14 protein-coding genes are annotated in these 16,943 nt (G+C 72.9%); 7 read left to right on the top strand and 7 right to left on the bottom strand.

Translation table 11 applies throughout. From position 1 onward, the window contains the following. Window positions 1-17: 17 nt before the first annotated feature. A complete protein-coding gene (locus tag FDF13_RS04670) occupies window positions 18-1,136 on the bottom strand; it encodes a serine hydrolase (RefSeq protein WP_137318644.1) in 1,119 nt (372 codons plus the stop codon). Window positions 1,137-1,456: 320 nt separating this feature from the next. Between FDF13_RS04670 and FDF13_RS04675 the strand changes: the two genes are divergently transcribed. From FDF13_RS04675 to FDF13_RS04685, 3 genes are all read left to right on the top strand, one after another. Next, entirely contained in the window at window positions 1,457-3,451 is a 1,995-nt protein-coding gene (locus FDF13_RS04675) for an SPFH domain-containing protein (protein ID WP_137318645.1), read from the top strand. Window positions 3,452-3,714: 263 nt separating this feature from the next. Next, window positions 3,715-4,743 carry a cation diffusion facilitator family transporter gene (locus tag FDF13_RS04680; protein ID WP_137318646.1) on the top strand — a complete coding sequence of 343 codons (1,029 nt, stop codon included), beginning with the start codon at window positions 3,715-3,717 and terminating at the stop codon, window positions 4,741-4,743. Window positions 4,744-4,825: 82 nt separating this feature from the next. Continuing rightward, window positions 4,826-5,623, top strand: coding sequence for a thioesterase family protein (locus tag FDF13_RS04685; protein ID WP_137318647.1), 798 nt, complete (start codon window positions 4,826-4,828; stop codon window positions 5,621-5,623). Window positions 5,624-5,651: 28 nt separating this feature from the next. Here the strand turns inward: FDF13_RS04685 and mmuM are convergent, their stop codons facing one another. Together mmuM and menC are read right to left on the bottom strand one after the other, a co-directional pair. Continuing rightward, the gene (mmuM, locus tag FDF13_RS04690; protein WP_175406860.1) at window positions 5,652-6,656 is read right to left on the bottom strand and encodes a homocysteine S-methyltransferase; all 1,005 of its coding nucleotides are present in this window, start codon (window positions 6,654-6,656) and stop codon (window positions 5,652-5,654) included. Window positions 6,657-6,799: 143 nt separating this feature from the next. Continuing rightward, window positions 6,800-7,921 (bottom strand): o-succinylbenzoate synthase, encoded by a 1,122-nt coding sequence (gene menC / locus FDF13_RS04695; protein WP_137318649.1) that lies wholly within the window; start codon window positions 7,919-7,921, stop codon window positions 6,800-6,802. Window positions 7,922-8,228: 307 nt separating this feature from the next. Between menC and FDF13_RS04700 the strand changes: the two genes are divergently transcribed. After that, window positions 8,229-9,203, top strand: a complete 975-nt coding sequence (locus tag FDF13_RS04700; protein ID WP_137318650.1) for an FkbM family methyltransferase — start codon at window positions 8,229-8,231, stop codon at window positions 9,201-9,203. Window positions 9,204-9,356: 153 nt separating this feature from the next. On the opposite strand, the gene FDF13_RS04705 is transcribed toward FDF13_RS04700, so the two are convergent. Further along, entirely contained in the window at window positions 9,357-10,634 is a 1,278-nt protein-coding gene (locus tag FDF13_RS04705) for a M20 family metallopeptidase (RefSeq protein ID WP_254668908.1), read from the bottom strand. 149 nt (window positions 10,635-10,783) lie between these two features. On the opposite strand from FDF13_RS04705, the gene FDF13_RS04710 reads away from it, so the two are divergent. From FDF13_RS04710 to FDF13_RS04720, 3 genes are all read left to right on the top strand, one after another. Then, complete coding sequence (locus FDF13_RS04710; protein ID WP_137318651.1) at window positions 10,784-12,280, top strand: glutamate--cysteine ligase; 1,497 nt, start codon at window positions 10,784-10,786, stop codon at window positions 12,278-12,280. Window positions 12,281-12,415: 135 nt separating this feature from the next. Next, a complete protein-coding gene (locus FDF13_RS04715; protein WP_137318652.1) occupies window positions 12,416-13,711 on the top strand; it encodes a pyridoxal phosphate-dependent aminotransferase in 1,296 nt (431 codons plus the stop codon). Window positions 13,712-13,729: 18 nt separating this feature from the next. Then, complete coding sequence (locus FDF13_RS04720) at window positions 13,730-14,662, top strand: DMT family transporter (protein ID WP_137318653.1); 933 nt, start codon at window positions 13,730-13,732, stop codon at window positions 14,660-14,662. A gap of 16 nt (window positions 14,663-14,678) precedes the next feature. On the opposite strand, the gene FDF13_RS04725 is transcribed toward FDF13_RS04720, so the two are convergent. From FDF13_RS04725 to FDF13_RS04740, 3 genes are all read right to left on the bottom strand, one after another. Beyond that, window positions 14,679-15,071: a helix-turn-helix transcriptional regulator gene (locus tag FDF13_RS04725; protein ID WP_137318654.1), complete on the bottom strand. Its 393-nt coding sequence runs from the start codon at window positions 15,069-15,071 to the stop codon at window positions 14,679-14,681. Between the two features lie 139 nt (window positions 15,072-15,210). Then, complete coding sequence (locus tag FDF13_RS14675; RefSeq protein ID WP_175406861.1) at window positions 15,211-16,059, bottom strand: hypothetical protein; 849 nt, start codon at window positions 16,057-16,059, stop codon at window positions 15,211-15,213. A 155-nt stretch (window positions 16,060-16,214) separates the two neighbouring features. After that, complete coding sequence (locus FDF13_RS04740; protein ID WP_137318656.1) at window positions 16,215-16,754, bottom strand: cell wall-associated hydrolase; 540 nt, start codon at window positions 16,752-16,754, stop codon at window positions 16,215-16,217. Between the last annotated feature and the right edge of the window lie 189 nt (window positions 16,755-16,943).

A 16,943-nucleotide genomic window follows, 5' to 3' on the forward strand; every position in this document is an offset into this window, starting at 1 on the left:
ATCGTGGCGGCCCACCGTCACTGCCTTCCGTCGGCGACAGCGGCGGCGATGTCCCTGAGGCCGCGGAACTGGACGGTGCGCATCTCGTCGTCGAGGGGAGTCGGCCAGGAGCTGTGCTTGGCGATGACGATGCCCTCGGCGAGGTCGACATAGAGGATCTGGCCGTGGATGCCCACGGCGCACACGACCGGAGCGTCGGCGTCGGGGACGTACCAGAAGTTCCGGTAGGTGCCGTTGGGGAAATCGCGGATGTGGGCGCCCGCTCGCCACCGCGCAGCGTCTCCGGTGAAGAGATCGCGGACGAAGCCCTCCGGCACCGGCGAGCGATCGATGGTGAGGTGGTGGCCGAGGCGGGCGAGATCACGGGTCGAGCAGGAGAGGCCTCCGGCGGCCCGCCCCGCACCGTGGGCGTCGACGGTGAGGTCCGCATCGGACTCGGCGCCGATCGGCGTCCAGAGGTGTGTCGAGAACAGATCCGCCAGCCGCCGTCCGGTCGCGCGCTCGAGCACCCAGCCGGCCATGTCGGACGTCGGGGAGGCGTAGTGGTACTCGGCGCCCTCCGGTGCCCGCCGCTCGAGGGAGGGCAGGAAGGCGTGGAGTCCCTCGCTCCCGCCCGGGATCCAGCCGGTCGCGCGGCGGTACTCGATCATGCGCGGGTCGCCCATCGCGTAATCCTCCGAGAACGCGAGCGGGACCGCCATGTCGAACAGCGACTGGATCCCGACGTCGAAGCCGGAGCCCGCGACCTCCGGGACGTACTTCGTCACCGGGTCGGTGAAGGCGAACGCGCCGTCGGCCGCGAGGATCCCACCGAGCACGCCGAGCAGGGACTTCGTGACGCTGAAGTTGATGTGGACGGCATCGGCGGACGTGTTCTCGGCGTACCACTCGAACTGCACCTCACCCCGGGAGAGCACCACGATCGAGTCGGTGGCGGTGCTCTCGAGGTACTTCTCGACCGGAACGCCGCTGTGGCGCAGCGGCGTATCCGGGCCCACTGCGCTGCGCGCGGCCGCGGTGAGCTCGAACGTGCTGTTCCCCCGTGCCACCTTCGCGGTGGGGATGATCTCTCGGACATGGGTGAATGCCCACCGGTTGGTCTCCGGGGTCATCCACGTCTCCAGCAGCGTCTTCACTGCTCTCTCCTCTCCGGCATGCAGGCGCCCGCTGTTCCGGCCGGCCCTGCTCGGGTGTGATGGGAACGATACCCCCGAATCGGATCAGCCTCCTCGCCGGACATCCGGGTGAGGGACCGCTGCCGATGCCCCGTCATGCACAGTGACCGCGGAGCCGGTGCTCGGCACCCACGCCTCCGCCGCGACGGGGCGCCGCCACCGCCACCCGGGTGTCGGAGCGGGAACATCGCGCCCGCACCGCCGCCACGGACCGCGTGGCATAGTGGGAGGATCACTGCTCCCGGGCCGCTCGCACCGGCCCATCGCGAAAGGCCGCGCCCATGCCGGATCTCGTCCCCGTTCTCATCATCGCGGCGATCATCGTCGTCGTCCTCATCGGGCTGTTCGTCCTGCTGCGGTCCTACCGCATCGCCTCCCCGTCCGAGGCCCTCATCATCACCGGCCGCGGCTCCTCGAGCGAGGACGTCGCGCAGGGCGGCCGCGTGGTCATCGGCGGACGCGCCGTGGTGTACCCGGTGGTACAGAAGGCCTTCGTCATGTCGCTGTCATCGCGGCAGATCTCCGTCGAGATCGACGGCATCTCGAAGAACGGCATCGCGCTGCGGCTGCGCGGCGTCGCGCAGGTCAAGGTCGGCGGCAACGTCGACGACGTGCGCCGGGCCGCCCAGCGCTTCCTCGACCAGCAGGCGCAGATCGACCACTACAGCCAGGAGATCCTGTCCGGCACCCTGCGCGCCGTGGTCGGCACGCTCACCGTCGAGCAGATCATCCAGGACCGCGCCTCGTTCGCCGCCCAGGTGCAGGAGGAGTCCGCGCACTCGATGAACAACCAGGGCCTCGTCATCGACACCTTCCAGATCTCGGCCGTCGAGGACGAGGGCTCCTACCTGCGCGACTGGGGCCGCCCGCAGGCCGCCGAGGTCGCGAAGAACGCCGCCATCGCCGAGGCGAACGCCCACCGCGAGGCCGCCGTCGCAGCCGCTCTGCAGAACGAGGAGACGCAGCGCCAGCAGGCGCTCACCGACCAGGCGATCGCCGAGCAGCAGCAGAAGCTCGCGCTCCGCCGCGCCGAGCTCAAGGAGGACGCCGACGTCCGCCAGGCCGTCGCCGACAACGCCGGCCCGCTGTCCGCGGCCGCCGAGCAGCAGAAGCTCCTCGAGCGGGAGCGGATCGTCGCCAAGGAGCAGGCCGAGGTCCGCGCCGAGCAGCTCGAGGCCGAGGTCAAGCGGCCGGCCGACGCGGAGAAGTACCGCCGCCAGGCCGAGGCCGACGCGCAGGCCTACGAGATCGACGCCCGCGGCCGCGCCGAGGCCGCCGCCGCGCTCCACCGCCGTGAGAAGGAGGCCGAGGCCGTCAAGCTCGAGGGCGAGGCGCAGGCCGCCGCGGAGCTCGCCCGCCGGTCCAAGGATGCCGAGGCCGTGCGGCTCGCCGGTGAGGCCGAGGCCGCCGCCACCCGGGCGCGCGGTGAGGCCGACGCGGCCGCTGAGTTCGCGCGCCGGTCGAAGGACGCCGAGGCGGTGCGCCTCGAGGGCGACTCCGAGGCCTCCGCGATCCGTGCCCGCGGTGAGGCCGAGGCCGAGGCCCGTCGCGCCCAGGGCGCCGCAGAGGCGGAGGCACTGGAGAAGCAGGCCGCCGCGTACAAGCACTTCAACGACGCAGCCGTGCTCAACCAGGTGCTCCACACCCTGCCGAGCCTCGCCGGGAAGCTCGTCGAGCCCTACGCGAACATCAAGGACCTGTCGATCGTGTCGACGGACGGGGAGTCGAAGCTCGCGCAGAGCATGTCGTCGAACCTCGCCTCGGTGCTCGAGGTGCTCCGCGGCACCACCGGGGTCGACCTCGCCGACATGGTCAAGCGGGCGTCGGGGAAGTCCGGCGGATTCGCCCCCGACGGCACCGGCATGCCGCGCAGCGCCTCCGAGGCGGCGAGTGCGATCTCCGACATCGTCGAGCGCTACGCCGCGGGAGCGGACGGCGCCGGGGATCCCGGTGACGACGGCGCCGGCGACCGGGGTCCGGCCGATGTGCGCGGCGGCACCGATCCGCGGACCGCGTCCGGCAGCGAATTCGCCGCCGGGCTCGGCCGGCTCGGCGACGACGTCAAGCGCTCGACCGGCATCGACGTCAACGCCCTCATCGAGGAGGCCCTGCGCACCAAGCGGACCGGCGGGGCGGGCGGACCGTCCGGAACTGCCCGGCCCGGTACAGGCACCTCCGGTACCTCCAGTGCATCCGGTACCTCCAGTGCGGCGGGGTCCGACTCCGCCGAGGACGACGACTCCGACGAGACGGGCCGCCGCGACGGCAGCACCTGATCCGAGGACCGTGCCCCGGGAGCCGCAGCGCCCCGGGTCACGGTCGTCTCCCGAGCCGGGTGGTGTGCGGGCCACGGTCATGTCCGGGTGCGGTCGTGCCCGGGACCGGCGGGCGGAGTCGTGCAGCACCCGGGGCAGGGCTGGATCCGAGGGGCGGATCCGAGCGTCGCGGTGGGCGGCCAGTGGAAGCGCACTCCGACGAAGTATCAACATATGACCATGTATTGATATACAATGGGATCACCGCAGTGAAGGGAGATCCCATGGGACTCGGCCACGATCACGCGCGACCGGCGGACGACCTCGCGAACGGCTCGGCGCACGGTGAAGCGACGGCGGCGGGGACGCGCCGGCGCCTCGGCCTCGTGCTCGCGATCACCGCGACGGTCCTCCTCGCTGAACTCATCGGGACCGTCCTCACCGGCTCGCTCGCGCTGCTCACCGACGCCGCCCACATGCTTGTTGACGTCGGCGGCCTGACGATGGCGTTCCTCGCCGCCGGCCTCGTCCGGCGCCCGGCGACCGCCCGCCGGACCTGGGGGCTGCGCCGCGTCGAGGTGCTCGCCGCCGGAGCGCAGGCGCTGCTGCTCGCCGGGGTCGGCGTCTACGGCCTCGTCGAGGGGATCCGGCGGCTGTTCGCGCCCCCGGAGGTGCCCGGCGGGCTGCTCCTCGTGTTCGGTGCCATCGGTCTGGCGGGGAACATGGCCGGACTCCTCCTCCTGCGTTCCCGCCGGGCGGACGGCCTCAACCTCCGTGCGGCCTTCCTCGAGGTCGCCGCCGATGCGCTCGGCTCGGTCGCCGTGATCGCGGCCGCGCTCGTCATCTGGACCACCGGCTGGGGCCGCGCGGATGCGGTGGCCGGCATCCTCATCGCCCTCGTCATAGTCCCGCGCGCGCTCGTCATCCTGCGGGCGGTGGTCCGGATCCTGCTCGAGAGCGTGCCGGCGGAGATCGAGCTCGCCGAGGTGCACCGCCATCTCACCGAGCGGCCCGAGGTGCTCGACGTCCACGACCTCCACATCGCGCTCATCGACTCCCGCCTGCCCGTCCTCACCGCGCACGTCGTCGTCGCCGAGGCGTGCTTCGAGTCCGGGCGGGCCGGCCCGGTCCTGCGCGATCTGCGCTCCTGCCTGGCCGCGCACTTCAGCCCCGCGCTCACCCACACCACCCTCCAGCTCGAACCGGCCGGGGACGCCGCGGCGTGCGCCGGGGCGGCCGGGTTCGCGCCGGTCGATGCACCGAGCCGGTGGCCGGCGACGCCGAGCCGGTGTCCATCGGCGCGGGATGTGTGACCTGCGGCGCCGGGCCGGTGACGTGCGTCACGGGTGCAGTAGGGTCGGAACAGACCCCCCGACGACGTGAGGAGCACTGCCGATGGAGGCCTTCTACCGCCAGCTCGACGAGGCCCGGTTCGAGTCGACGCCGATGACCGCGGGGCCGTGGAGCCCGGACTTCCAGCACGCCGGCCCGCCCGCCGCGCTGCTCGCCCGGCAGATGCTCGCCGTCGACCCCAAGGAGGGCCAGCGGCTCGCCGACGTCCGTATCGACATCCTCGGGCCCGTGCCGGTCGCCGCGCTCGAGATCACCACCGAGGTCATCCGCAGCGGCCGCTCGATGGAGCTCGTGTCCGCCACCGCCTCGGCCGGCGGACGACCGGCGCTGCTCGCCCGCGCCTGGCGCATCCTGGCCGCACCGGAGAACTACCCTGCGGTGCCCGGACGGCGCGATCCGGACGACCCCGCTGTGCTGCCCGACGACCTCCCCGTTCCCGAGGAGCGCCTCGCGACGATCCCGGGTGCCCACACCGGCGGCTATGGCACCGCAGTCGAATGGCGCTTCATCGAGGGCGGGGACCGGTCGCCCGCACTCGTGTGGGGCCGGCAGCACAACGCACTCGTCGAGGGGGAGGAGCCCACGGGCTGGCAGCGCGCGCTCGTCCTCGCCGACTCCGGCGGCGGCGTCAGCCTGCCCGTCGACCCGGCCCGCCACCGCCTCATCAACTGCGACCTCCACGTCGTGCTCGACCGCGAGCCCGAGGGCGAGTGGATCCGGATGAACGCCCAGTCGATCGTCACTCCCGGTCAGGGTGGGGTCGTCCACACCGAGCTCACCGACGTCCACGGCGGGATCGGCTACGGTCTGCAGACGATGGTCGCACAGAACATGCGGTGAGCCTGCTGGTCAGGCGCGCAGTGCAAGGTCAGGTGCGCTGTGCGAGGGCGCGGACGACTGCGGGCGTGGTCCGGCAGCACCCGCCGATCATCGCCGCACCGGCCCCCACCCAGTCCGCGGCCGCCGCCGCGAAGCCGACCGGGTCCACCGCGTCGTGGGTCGAGTGTCCGCCTGCCGGGTCTGTGCCGTCACCGGCCGGGTGCTCATCGGTCGGCACCGGACCGGCCGGTGGCGTATCGCCTGCGTGCTCGCTGTCCGGCGGCGACCAGGTGCCGGTCGCGGCGTCGTAGGTCTCCCCGGAGTTCGGGTAGGCGAGGCCCGCGTGCCCGGTTGCACGCACCTCGGCGAGGACCGGGGCGACGAGGCGGGCCGGGCAGCAGTTGATGCCCACGGCCGCAGGCCCACCCGGCGAACCGGACGCCGGGAGCACGGCGAGGGCCCGGCAGAGGGGCGTGCCGTCGGCCAGCGTGATCCCGCCGTGGGCGTCCGTGCGGATCGAGAGGCTGAGCCACCACTCGGCCTCCGGGTGCTCGCGCATCACGGCCACGAGTGCGGCGACCTCTGCGGCGTGCGGGATCGTCTCGCACGCGAACAGCCGGCAGCCGGCCGCAGCGAGCACCTCGATCCGCTCGGCATGGAACTCCCGGAGGTGCGTCGCGTCGACACCTGCCGGGTAGTCCCCGGTGTACTCGGAGCCGTCGGCGAGGTACGCGCCGTAGGGCCCGATCGAGGAGGCCGCGAGCACCGGGCGGCCGTCCGGGGTGCGACGGCCGGAGGCCGCCTGCGCGACGAGATCCCAGGAGCGGGCGAGCAGCGCGCGGGCCCGGTCCTCCGGATTCCCCGCGGCGACGAGCCCCGGGACCGTCGCCTGGTAGGAGATCGATTCGATGACCTCGGCCCCGGCGTCGAGGTAGGCGACGTGCATGGCGGTGACGAGGCCGGGATCGGATTCGAGGAGCGCGGCCGCCCACAGGTCGCCGGACACATCCGCGCCCCGGCGTTCGAGCTCCGTGCCCGAGGCGCCGTCGAGCACGAGCGCCCGATGCTCCGTGCGCGCCCGGTTCAGTGCGGCCGCGAAGGGGCGGTCGGGCCCATCCGACCCGCCCGGTCCCGGCTGCCCGGGTACGGTCCGGCCCGACCTCGGCTCCCAGGGCCGCGACCCGCCCGGCCCTGCGGTCACTTCCGGGTGATCTCGATCGTGTCGGTGGTGAAGCGGCGCAGCTTCTCCGGGTCGATCGTGACGCCGAAGCCCGGGCCGGTCGGCACGTCGACGACGCCGTCGTGCATGACGATCTCTTCGGTGATGTCCTCGTGGAAGAAGCGCTTCGAGCCGGACACGTCACCGGGCAGGGTGAAGCCCGGCAACGAGGCCATCGCCGCGTTCGCGGCCCGGCCCAGGCCGGTCTCGACCATGCCGCCGTGCCACACCGCGACGCCGTGGGCCGAGGCGAGGTCGTGGATCCGCTTGGCCTCGATGAACCCGCCCACACGCCCGGGCTTGATGTTGATGACCGAGGTGGCGCCGAGCGCGATGGCGTCTGCGGCGGCCTCCGCCGACACGATCGACTCGTCGAGGCACATCGGGGTGTCCATGAGCTTCGCGAGCTCGGAGTGCTGGCGGATGTCCGCCTCACCGAGCGGCTGCTCGATGAGGAGCAGGCCGTAGTCGTCGAGCTTCTTCAGGTGCGCGGCGTCGACGAGGGTGTAGGCGGCGTTGGCGTCGACCTGGAACAGGAAGTCGTCGCCGAAAGCCTTGCGCACCGCGGCCACCGGCGCGATGTCCGCGCCCGGCTTGATCTTGAGCTTGATGCGGGCGTAGCCCTCCTCGAGGTACTCGCCGATGACCCGCACGGTGTCCTCGACGGTGTCCTGGATGCCGACCGAGACGCCGGAGGGGATCGTGTCGACCACGCCGCCCAGGTACTGCTGGAACGATAGGCCGGCCTGCTTGAGCTGCGCCTCGATGACGGCCATCTCGAGGGCCGACTTCGACATCCGGTGCCCGATGACGTGGCGCAGGTGCCAGCCGACGGTCTCCGCGGTGAGGTCCTCGACGTCGAACAGGATCGGCGCGAGCCAGTCGCGGGTGACGGCCATGCCGCCGTCGATGTACTCCTCGGAGTAGAGCGGGGCGATCATCGCCACCGACTCGCCCCAGCCGGTGACCGGGCCCGACGGGGTGTCGAACCGCGCCTCGACGAGGTAGCAGTCCTTCTCCGTCTCCGTCATGAACGAGGTGGTGAACGGGGTGACCAGGGGGATCGAGAGGCGGTGGAGCGTGAGTCCGGTGAGCTGCATGGGGCACTTCCTTCTGCGCGGGTGCGGCGGGCGCGGGCCCGGAACGCGGGCAGGCGCGGGAGAGACTGTCGGTCGCTTCCACCCACCCTAACAACCGGCGCGGACGCGGGACAGATGGCCGGCGGGGGCCGCCCTGGAGGGGGTCGGTCGGTGCGGCCGCTCGGAGTCGTCCTGCAGCGCGGGCCTCGCCTCGGCGTCCCGTAGTACCGTGGCAGGACCACGACGACACAGGACGCACGACGACTCAGGACAGCGATACTCAGGACAGCGCGGTCGCAGATGCCGCGCGGACCGTGGGAGACATCCGATGACGGATTACAGACGCACCCTCGCCGGCCGACGACAGCGCTGGTTCGGCCTCAAGCCTCTCGTCAAGACCGGGCTGTCCGCCCGGCCGCTCCATCCCCTCCTGCGTGTGGCCGCCCGGCTGGTCCCGGGTATCCGTGTCGGCCGTCTGCCCGCCCCTGCCGGTCTCGCCGAGGTGGCCGGGACGGCGGCTGGGGCCCGCTTCGTGCTCGTCGACCCGGGCCGCTGCGAGATCGCCAAGGAGTTCTACTGGAGCGGCGGGCGCCGTCCCGATCCGGCCGATGCGCTCGCCCTCGACATCGTCACCGCGCTCGCCCGCCGGGCCGCGGTCCTCCTCGACGTCGGTGCGTACACGGGTGTGTTCACCGTGGCGGCTGCAGCGGCGAACCCCGGGCTGCGGGTGCACGCCTTCGAGATGGTGCCGGCGGTCGTCGCCGGACTGCAGAGGAACGTCGATCGCAACGGGATCGCCGACCGGGTGCGCGTGCACCCCACCGGGGTGGGCGCCTCGGGCACGCGGATGCGGGTGCCGAGCGGGGAGGGCGGCTCCGCGCTCCCCTCCTTCTACTCCGCGCACATGGAGTTCGCCGAGGGTTCCGAGGTGGAGTTCCTCGCCCTCGACGATCTGCTCCCGCTCGAGCTCCCCGAGGTCGAAGCGGAACAGCGCGCGGATGCGCCGGGGCAGGTGGTGATGAAGATCGACGTCGAGGGTGCGGAGGACGCGGTGCTCGAGCACGGCCAGGAGCTCCTCGCCCGGCACCGTCCCGACATCCTGTGCGAGGTGCTCCACGGGCAGGCCGACGGCCGGGCGCTCGAGGCGCTCCTCGCCCCGCACGGCTACCGCTGGTACCTCGTCCGGGCAGACGACATCGCCGCGCGCGAGCGCATCGTCCCGGATCCCGTCCACCGCGACTGGCTGTTCTCCGCCCGCACCCCCGCCGCGCTCGAGGCGGACCTCGGCCGCATCATCGCCTGAGGCGACCGCGGTCCGAGCCAGGCCCGCGAGCGGAGCCCCAGATGGGGTGCCCGGTGCAATGCAGTGCGATTACCCGCGAGTATCCGCACTGGGGTGCACCGGGAGGCCCATGCACGTGTCGCTGTCCTGCCGGCACGTGTATACACGCGACGCTCAGTCCGTCAGGCCGTCGGCGACGAGGGCGGCGAGGAGAGCGGTGCGCGGCGGGATGCGCTCGATGATCGCGTGCTCGTGCTCGGCGTGCGCGCCGTCGCCCACCGCACCGAGGCCGTCGAGGGTGGGGATGCCGTCACCGGCGGTGAAGTTCCCGTCCGAGGCGCCGCCCACCGGCACTCCGCGCGGCTCCTCGATCCCGATCTCCGCGGCGAGCGCGACGGCGCGGTCGAACAGCGCCGCCGACATCTCCTTTTCGAACGGCGGCCGGTTGATCCCGCCGCGCACGGCGATCCGGGTGCCGTCGATGCTCGGCGTGAGGCCGCGGATCGCGTCGTCGACGCGCTGCTGCTCCTCGGCGGTGAGGGCGCGGACGTCGACGTCGAACTGCCCGAGCGCCGGCACCGTGTTCGTCGTGGTCCCGCCGGAGAACTTCGTCGGCGTCACGGTGGTCTGCTCCGCGGGGTCGGCGAGGCCTGCGACGACCTGCATCTGATGGGCGAGCTCGAGCCCGGCGTGGATGCCCTTCTCCGGCTCGAGCCCGGCGTGTGCGGCCTTCCCGTGGACGAGGATCGTGTACATCGAGGTGCCCTTGCGGGAGAGCTTGAGCGCACCGTCGGCGGAGGCCTCCATGACGAACACGGCGCGGGCCTCCTTCGCCTCGGCCCGGATGAGGTCCGAGGAGGTCACCGAGCCGATCTCCTCGTCCCCGGTGACGAGGATCGACAGCCCGGCGAGCGCCTCGGCGGGGGAGGGGACCGGTCCCGAGGCGCCGGCGTCTGCCGAGGCCCCGCCGGTCGCCGCTGCTCCCGCGCCCGAGGCGGTGGTCGTGCTCTCCGTGTCCGGCACGGGGACGCCGGCGGCGGCGAGGAGGAGCCGGGTGGCCCAGACGCTCATGATCGCACCGGTGAGCATGTCGAAGCTGCCGGGCCCGCGGAGGATCCCGTCCTCGGTGCTGAAGGGCAGGCGCTCGAGCGTGCCGTGCGGCCACACCGTGTCCTGGTGGTTGACGAGCACGACCCGCGCGGGGCCGTCGCCGAAGCGCAGCCGCAGGTGAGTGGTGCCGTCGACGACGAGCGACTCCGGCGCGACGCCCAGGCGCTCCTCGATGAGCGCGGCGAAGTCCGCCGCTCCGCGGGCCACCGCCTCCTGGTCGTCGCTCGGCGTCTCGATCGAGATCACCCGCTCGATGTCGGCGAGCATCTGCGGCAGGGAGTTCTGCGCGGCGGCGACGAGGGCGCTGCGGTCGAGGTCGGCGAGGGCGGCGGGCTGGGTCACGGGGTCTCCTGGGGGTCGCGGATGGGATCGGCTGGCCCGATTCACTCTAGTACCCGGCCCCCCCGTCCACCGGGTCCGGCAGGGGAGGGGCCACCCGAATCCGTGCAGAACCGGTGCGCGCGCGTCCACAAGTGTGGTTGTCTACTGTCATGGGCGATGCGGTTTCCTCTCAGCGATACTCCCCCGAGCAGCGGACGCGCTACCGGGAGCTCCTCAACGCGGACCTCGAGACGTTCGACTCCTACCTCCAGGAGGCGACGTTCGTCGACCACGGGACGATCGGCATGGAGCTCGAGCTCAACCTCGTCGACGCCGACATGCAGCCGTTCCGCGTCAACGACAAGGTGCTCGCCGCGATCGACTCGGACGAGTTCCAGAGCGAGATCGGCTCCTACAACATCGAGCTCAACCACCCGGTCCTCCAGGTGTCGGGCACCGGCCTGCGCGAGCTCGAATCCGGTCTCCGCGCCCGCCTCGCCGCCGCCCACGCCGGGGCCCGGGCGCACGATGCGCAGATCGGGATGATCGGCACCCTCCCCACTCTGACCACCGAGTTCCTCGAGGACCCCGCGTGGATGACGGAGGAGAACCGGTACCGGGCGCTGAGCAACGCTGTGCTCGACGCCCGCGGCGAGCTCGTGCGGATCGACGTCACCGACCGCGAGTTCTACCAGCACGACTTCGCCGATGTCGCCCCCGAGTCCTCGTGCACCTCGATGCAGCTCCACCTCCAGGTCGCGCCCAACCGGTTCGCCGGCGCATGGAACGCCTCGCAGGCGATCGCCGGGATCCAGGTGGCGCTGAGCGCGAACTCCCCGCTGTTCATGGGCCGCAAGCTGTGGCACGAGAACCGCATTCCGGTCTTCACCCAGTCGATCGACACCCGCACCCCGGAGCTCGTCACGCAGGGCGTGCGCCCGCGCGTGTGGTTCGGGGAGCGGTGGATCACAAGCGTGTTCGACCTGTTCGAGGAGAACGTCCGCTACTTCCCGCCGATGCTCCCGGAGTCCCGCGAGGACGCCGGCACCCCCGTCATGCAGGGCAATGCCCCGACCCTCCATGCGCTCAACCTCCACAACGGCACCGTGTGGCGCTGGAACCGGCCGATCTACGCACCCAGCGGCGACGACCTCGCGCACATCCGGGTGGAGAACCGGCTGCTGCCCGCCGGCCCCACGGTGGCGGACATGGTCGCCGATGCTGCCTTCTACTACGGGCTCGTCAAGTACCTCACCGAGGAGAACCGGCCGGTGTGGTCCCGGCTGTCCTTCCCGGAGGCCGAGGGCAACTTCTTCTCCGCCGCCCGGTCAGGCCTGTACTCCAGAGTCGTGTGGCCGAAGGCGGGACGCGTCGACGTCGCCGAGCTCATCCGCACCGGGCTCGCACCGCGCGCCCGGAAGGGGCTCGAGATGCTCGATGCGGATGCGGAGATGATCGACCACTACATGACGATCATCGAGGAGCGCGCCCGCACCCGGCAGAACGGCGCGACCTGGCAGCTGCGCACCCTCAACGCCCTCAAGCCGCGCGTCACCGAACCCGACTCCCCGGAGCGGCGGGCCGCGCTCGCCCGCCTCATGGAGCTCTACATCGCCCACCAGCGCACTGAGGCCCCGGTCCATACCTGGCCCGTCGGCGAGGTCTGAGCGTCGACCCCCGCAGACGGGCCCACCTCTGCGGGCGAGGCGCGCGGCCGCGACCGGGGCGCGCGGCCGGGACCGGGACGCGGGTTCCTCACCGGGGTCCGGGCGCCGCTCCGGCGCGTGTGGCACAGTGAGGTCATGACCGACACCCCCGCCGCACCCGCCCGTCCCGTCTCCCGCACCCGCGTGTCCGAGCGCGCCCGCGGGGTCCCGCCCTTCGCGGTGATGAACATCATCGAGCGCGTCGCCGAGCTCAAGGCCGAGGGCGCCGACGTCATCTCGCTGTGCGTCGGCGAGCCCGCGCAGGGCGCCCCGGCCGGGGTCCGGGCGCGCGCCGCCGAGGTGCTCAGCGACGGCACCGAGCTCGGCTACTCCCAGGTCCAGGGAGTGCGCCCGCTGCGCGAGGCGATCGCCGGGCACTACCGGCGCTGGTACGGCCTCGACGTCCCGGCCGAGCGGATCTTCGTCACCACCGGGTCCTCCGGTGCGTTCTCCATGACTTTCCTCGCCCTGTTCGACGTCGGCGACAGGGTCGCACTCGCCCGCCCCGGCTATGCGGCGTACAAGAACATCCTCACCGCGCTCGGCTGCGAGGTCGTGGAGCTCGACTGCGGCGTCGACGAGCGGTTCCAGCCCACCGTCGAGCTGCTAGCGGCCGCGCACGCCGAATCGCCGCTGTCCGGGCTCCTCGTCGCCTCCCCGGCGAACCCCACGGGCACGATGCTCGACGCCGAGCAGCTCACCGAGCTCAGCGACTGGTGCCGGGCCAACGACGTGCAGCTGATCTCCGACGAGATCTACCACGGCATCACCTTCACCGACTCGATCGGGGAGACCGCGCTCGCCTTCGACGACGATGCGATCGTCATCTCCTCGTTCTCGAAGTTCTGGGGCATGACCGGCTGGCGGCTCGGGTGGGCCATCCTGCCGCAGGACCTCGTGGCACCCTGCCTCGCGATCACCGGCAATCTCACCCTGTGCCCGCCGGTGCCGGCCCAGCACGCCGCGATCGAGGCGTTCTCCGAGGCCGCATACGCCGAGGGGGAGCTCGCCGTGGCCGGCTTCGCCGCCGCCCGCCAGTACGTGCTCGACGCGCTCGACGACCTCGGCTGGCTCGACATCGCCCCTGCCGACGGCGCCTTCTACATGTACGCCCGGATCGACGACGTGCTCGGGCCGTACCGGAACGCGACCGAGTGGTGCGCGGCCCTCCTCGAGGAGGAGCACGTGGCGCTCACCCCGGGCCTCGACTTCGACAACGTCAACGGGAACCGGTGGGTGCGTCTCTCGCTCGCCGTGGGACCGGACCGGACGCATGCCGCGCTCGAACGGATCCGCGCCTTCCAGCAGCGCCTCACCGTCCGCGCGGCCCCGGCGACCGGTGCGGCAGGCGGGACCGGCGAGGGACCGGCCGGCGGCCCCGCTCCGGCCTGAGCCCGGTTCGAGCACCGCATGCCCCCCGCGCCCGCATCACCGGCGCCGGCACCCGTCCCGGCGGCGCCTGCGCTCGTCGTCGCGGGCGCGGTGATGCTCGGCTCGTCCGCGGTGCTCGTCGCGCTCTCCCAGGCGAACGCGTCGACCGCGGCGTTCCACCGCTGCTTCCTCGCCGCGCTCGTGCTGCTGCCGCTCGCGCTCGTCGAGATCCGGCGCCGCGGCCGGCCGCGCGCGGCGGTGCTCGGCCTGGCCGCCGGCGGTGGGGTGTTCCTCGGCCTCGACTTCATGATGTGGGCGCAGTCGGTGCTCGACACCGGGGCGGCGGTGTCCACGCTCCTCATCAGCACCCAGGTGTTCGTCTTCCCCGGCCTGCTGTGGCTCCTCCACCGCGACCGGCCCTCCCGCCAGTTCGTCCTCGCGCTGCCCGTCATGCTCGCCGGGCTCGTGCTCGCCGCCGGGGTGCTCGGCGCGGACCCCTTCGCCGTCGACCCGCTGCGCGGCGGTGTGCTCGGGGTGCTCGCCGGGGTCTGCTACGGGGTGTACCTCTACGGCAACCACCGGTGCCGGGCCGTCGACGGCCGCTTCATCGCGGTGCCCGTCGCGGTGGCGACGAGCACCGCCGCGCTCACCGTGCTCGTCCTCGGCAGCGCGGCCGGGACCCTGTCCGTCATCCCGGCGGCGGAGTCGGTGGGCTGGCTCGTCGCGCTCGCGGTGTTCGGCCAGGTGCTGCCGTGGCTGCTGCTGAGCGCCGCCGCCACCGGGGTGCGCCCCGAGGTCAGCGCCTCGCTCATGCTCCTGCAGCCGGCCTCGGCGCTGCTGCTCGGGGTCGTGCTCGCCGGCGAGCAGCCGACGTTCGCCCAGCTCGCGGGGATGGCGCTCGTCGCGCTGAGCGTGTGGTGGGTGTCCGGCGGACGGCGCCTGGCGCAGCGCTGGTCCGCACGCCGGGGGTGAACGCCGGGGTCGGCCCTCAGCCCTCGAGGGGCTCGGTGGTGTGCGCCATCGCGTCGAGGATGATGTGGGCGACGTGGTCGTCCATGAGGGAGTAGATCGCCTCGCGTCCCAGGCGCTGCACGCTCACCAGGTGGAGCCCGCGCAGCAGCTTGAGGTGCTGGGACACGAGCGGCTGCGACAGCCCGGTGATGTCGACGATGTTCGTCACCGTCGACTGCCCGTGGGACAGGACGAGGAGGATGCGCAGGCGCGAGGGGGTGGCGAGGGCCTTGAACACCTCGGCGGTGCGCTCGATCGCGGCGAGATCGTCGACGTGCCCGAGCCCGTCGGCGGACCCGCTGCTCTCCTCGACGCCGTGGCTGTGGGAGTCGGTTCCGGGATGGGTGTGCGTGCGCACCGGGTGAGTCATGGATGGAATGCTACACCTCGGGCGCGGGTGCGGTCGGCGCGTCCGCGTGCGCGGTGTCCGCACCGGTGCGCCGCGCTCCCGCGGGTGCGGCCCGGCCCGTCCACCCCCGGATCGTGCCTCCGGATCCTGCGCCGCGGACTCAGACGATGGGCGCCACGTCGTCCTGCGTGCTGAGGAGCTCCGCGGCGAGGCCCTCCCACTGGGCGTAGGCGTCGGGGTAGGCGGAACGCTGGACGGCCTGCGCGGCCTCCGTCGGGGTCATCGACTCCCAGCCGCGGATGTGCACGAGCCCCGGGTTGGACCCCCGGTCGTTGATGCCGTAGAAGGACTTCGCGGCCCACACGGGGTCCCGCACCTGGTCCGGGGTGCCCCAGCCCTGGGACGGGCGCTGCTGGAACAGCCCGAGCGAGTCGCGGTCGCCGTGGTCGAGGTTGCGCAGGGAGCTCTCCTGCATGGCGGTCATGAGCGCGATGGTGATCGCGTCGTCGGACATGTCGCCGCCGCGGCCCACCGCGATGATCGTGCGGGCGTTGTCGATCTGGGCCCGGTTGAGTCGGTCCACGCTGCTGTACTCCCACTGTCGGATCTGCGAGGGGACGGGCGCGACGAGGCCGCCGGCCCAGCTGAACGCCATGACGACCGCGAGGAAACCCGCGGCGAGCGCGAGCCCGATGAGCGGGCCGCGGGCGCCCCCGGAGCGGCGGGCCGGGCGGCGGCGAGCGGTGCTGCGGGACGAAGCGCTGCGGGTCGAGGTGCTGCGGGGTGTCGCGCGCCGGCCGGCAACTCCTGCCGCGTGCCCGGCGGCACGACCGGCCGACCTCGGCTGCGCCCTCCCGGCCGCGCGGCCACCGTTCCGGCGACTCTCCCGGTCACCATCCCGGCGGCTCGCCCGCCCGCTGTCCCGCCCGGTCGCGGCGGACGCGGCGGAGCGCCGCACCGCGGGGGCGGTACGGCGCGGGGCAGGGCGGGCAGACGTGCGCTGGGACATCGCGACCATCGTAGCGACGCCGGCTGGGAGGTTCGGGGAAGCGCGGTGACGGCACGGCGCGTGCCGGGTACCCGGGTCTGCAGGTGCCCGGCACGCGCCGGGGTGCGGGGCCCGGATCCCGTGCCGGGGTGGCGGCCGGGATCCGGGCGCGGGGCTCAGAGCCCGTTGCCGCGGTAGGGGACGTACGAATCGTCCTGATCGTAGGGGTAGGAGATCACGCGCTCGACGGCTCCCGTGGCCCCGGCCTGCTCGAGTCCGTGGTAGGCGGTGCGCTCGGCGTTCGCCCAGCCGTTGAAGATCGTCACGTGACCGGCCGCCCCGGCGGTGCCCGGTCCGCCCTTGAGAAGGATGTCGCCGGGTTGGAGGTCGTCCTTGGGGATCTCGTGGGCGACCTCGAGCAGGGTGACGGTGCTCAGCGAGGTGTCGAGTCCCCAGGCCATGGACACGAACCCGGAGCAGTCCGTCCGGTAGTTCACGCCGTCGGGGTCCGCGGCGTACTTCGTCATGTCGTACGGCACGCCCTGGTCGGTCCAGTGCTTCGCGCGGTCGATGATGTTCTGCCTCCGGTCCTCGACGGACTGGGCCGCTGCGACGGTGCCGGAGGTCTCCGGGGCGATGACGGTCGGGCCGACGAGCGCTCCGCCGGCGACGAGCCCGGCTGCGGCCAGAGTGGTTCCTGCGGTGCGGGTGAGCATTCGGGATCTCTCCTGTCGGTGTGCTCGGCTTCGCTGGACACCACCCACCGTGGCAAGGTGCCCGGCCGGGTCTCAAGGGGTCGGCGGCCGGTCCGGGATGAAGGTCCGGTGAACTGAGACTAAGGCTTCAACCGTCCGATTTCCGGGCGGCCTGCGCGATCGGCATCCGCGTGCGGCATGGCCCGCCTG

Source organism: Brevibacterium sp. CS2 (assembly GCF_005280295.1).
GTDB lineage: Bacteria > Actinomycetota > Actinomycetes > Actinomycetales > Brevibacteriaceae > Brevibacterium > Brevibacterium pityocampae.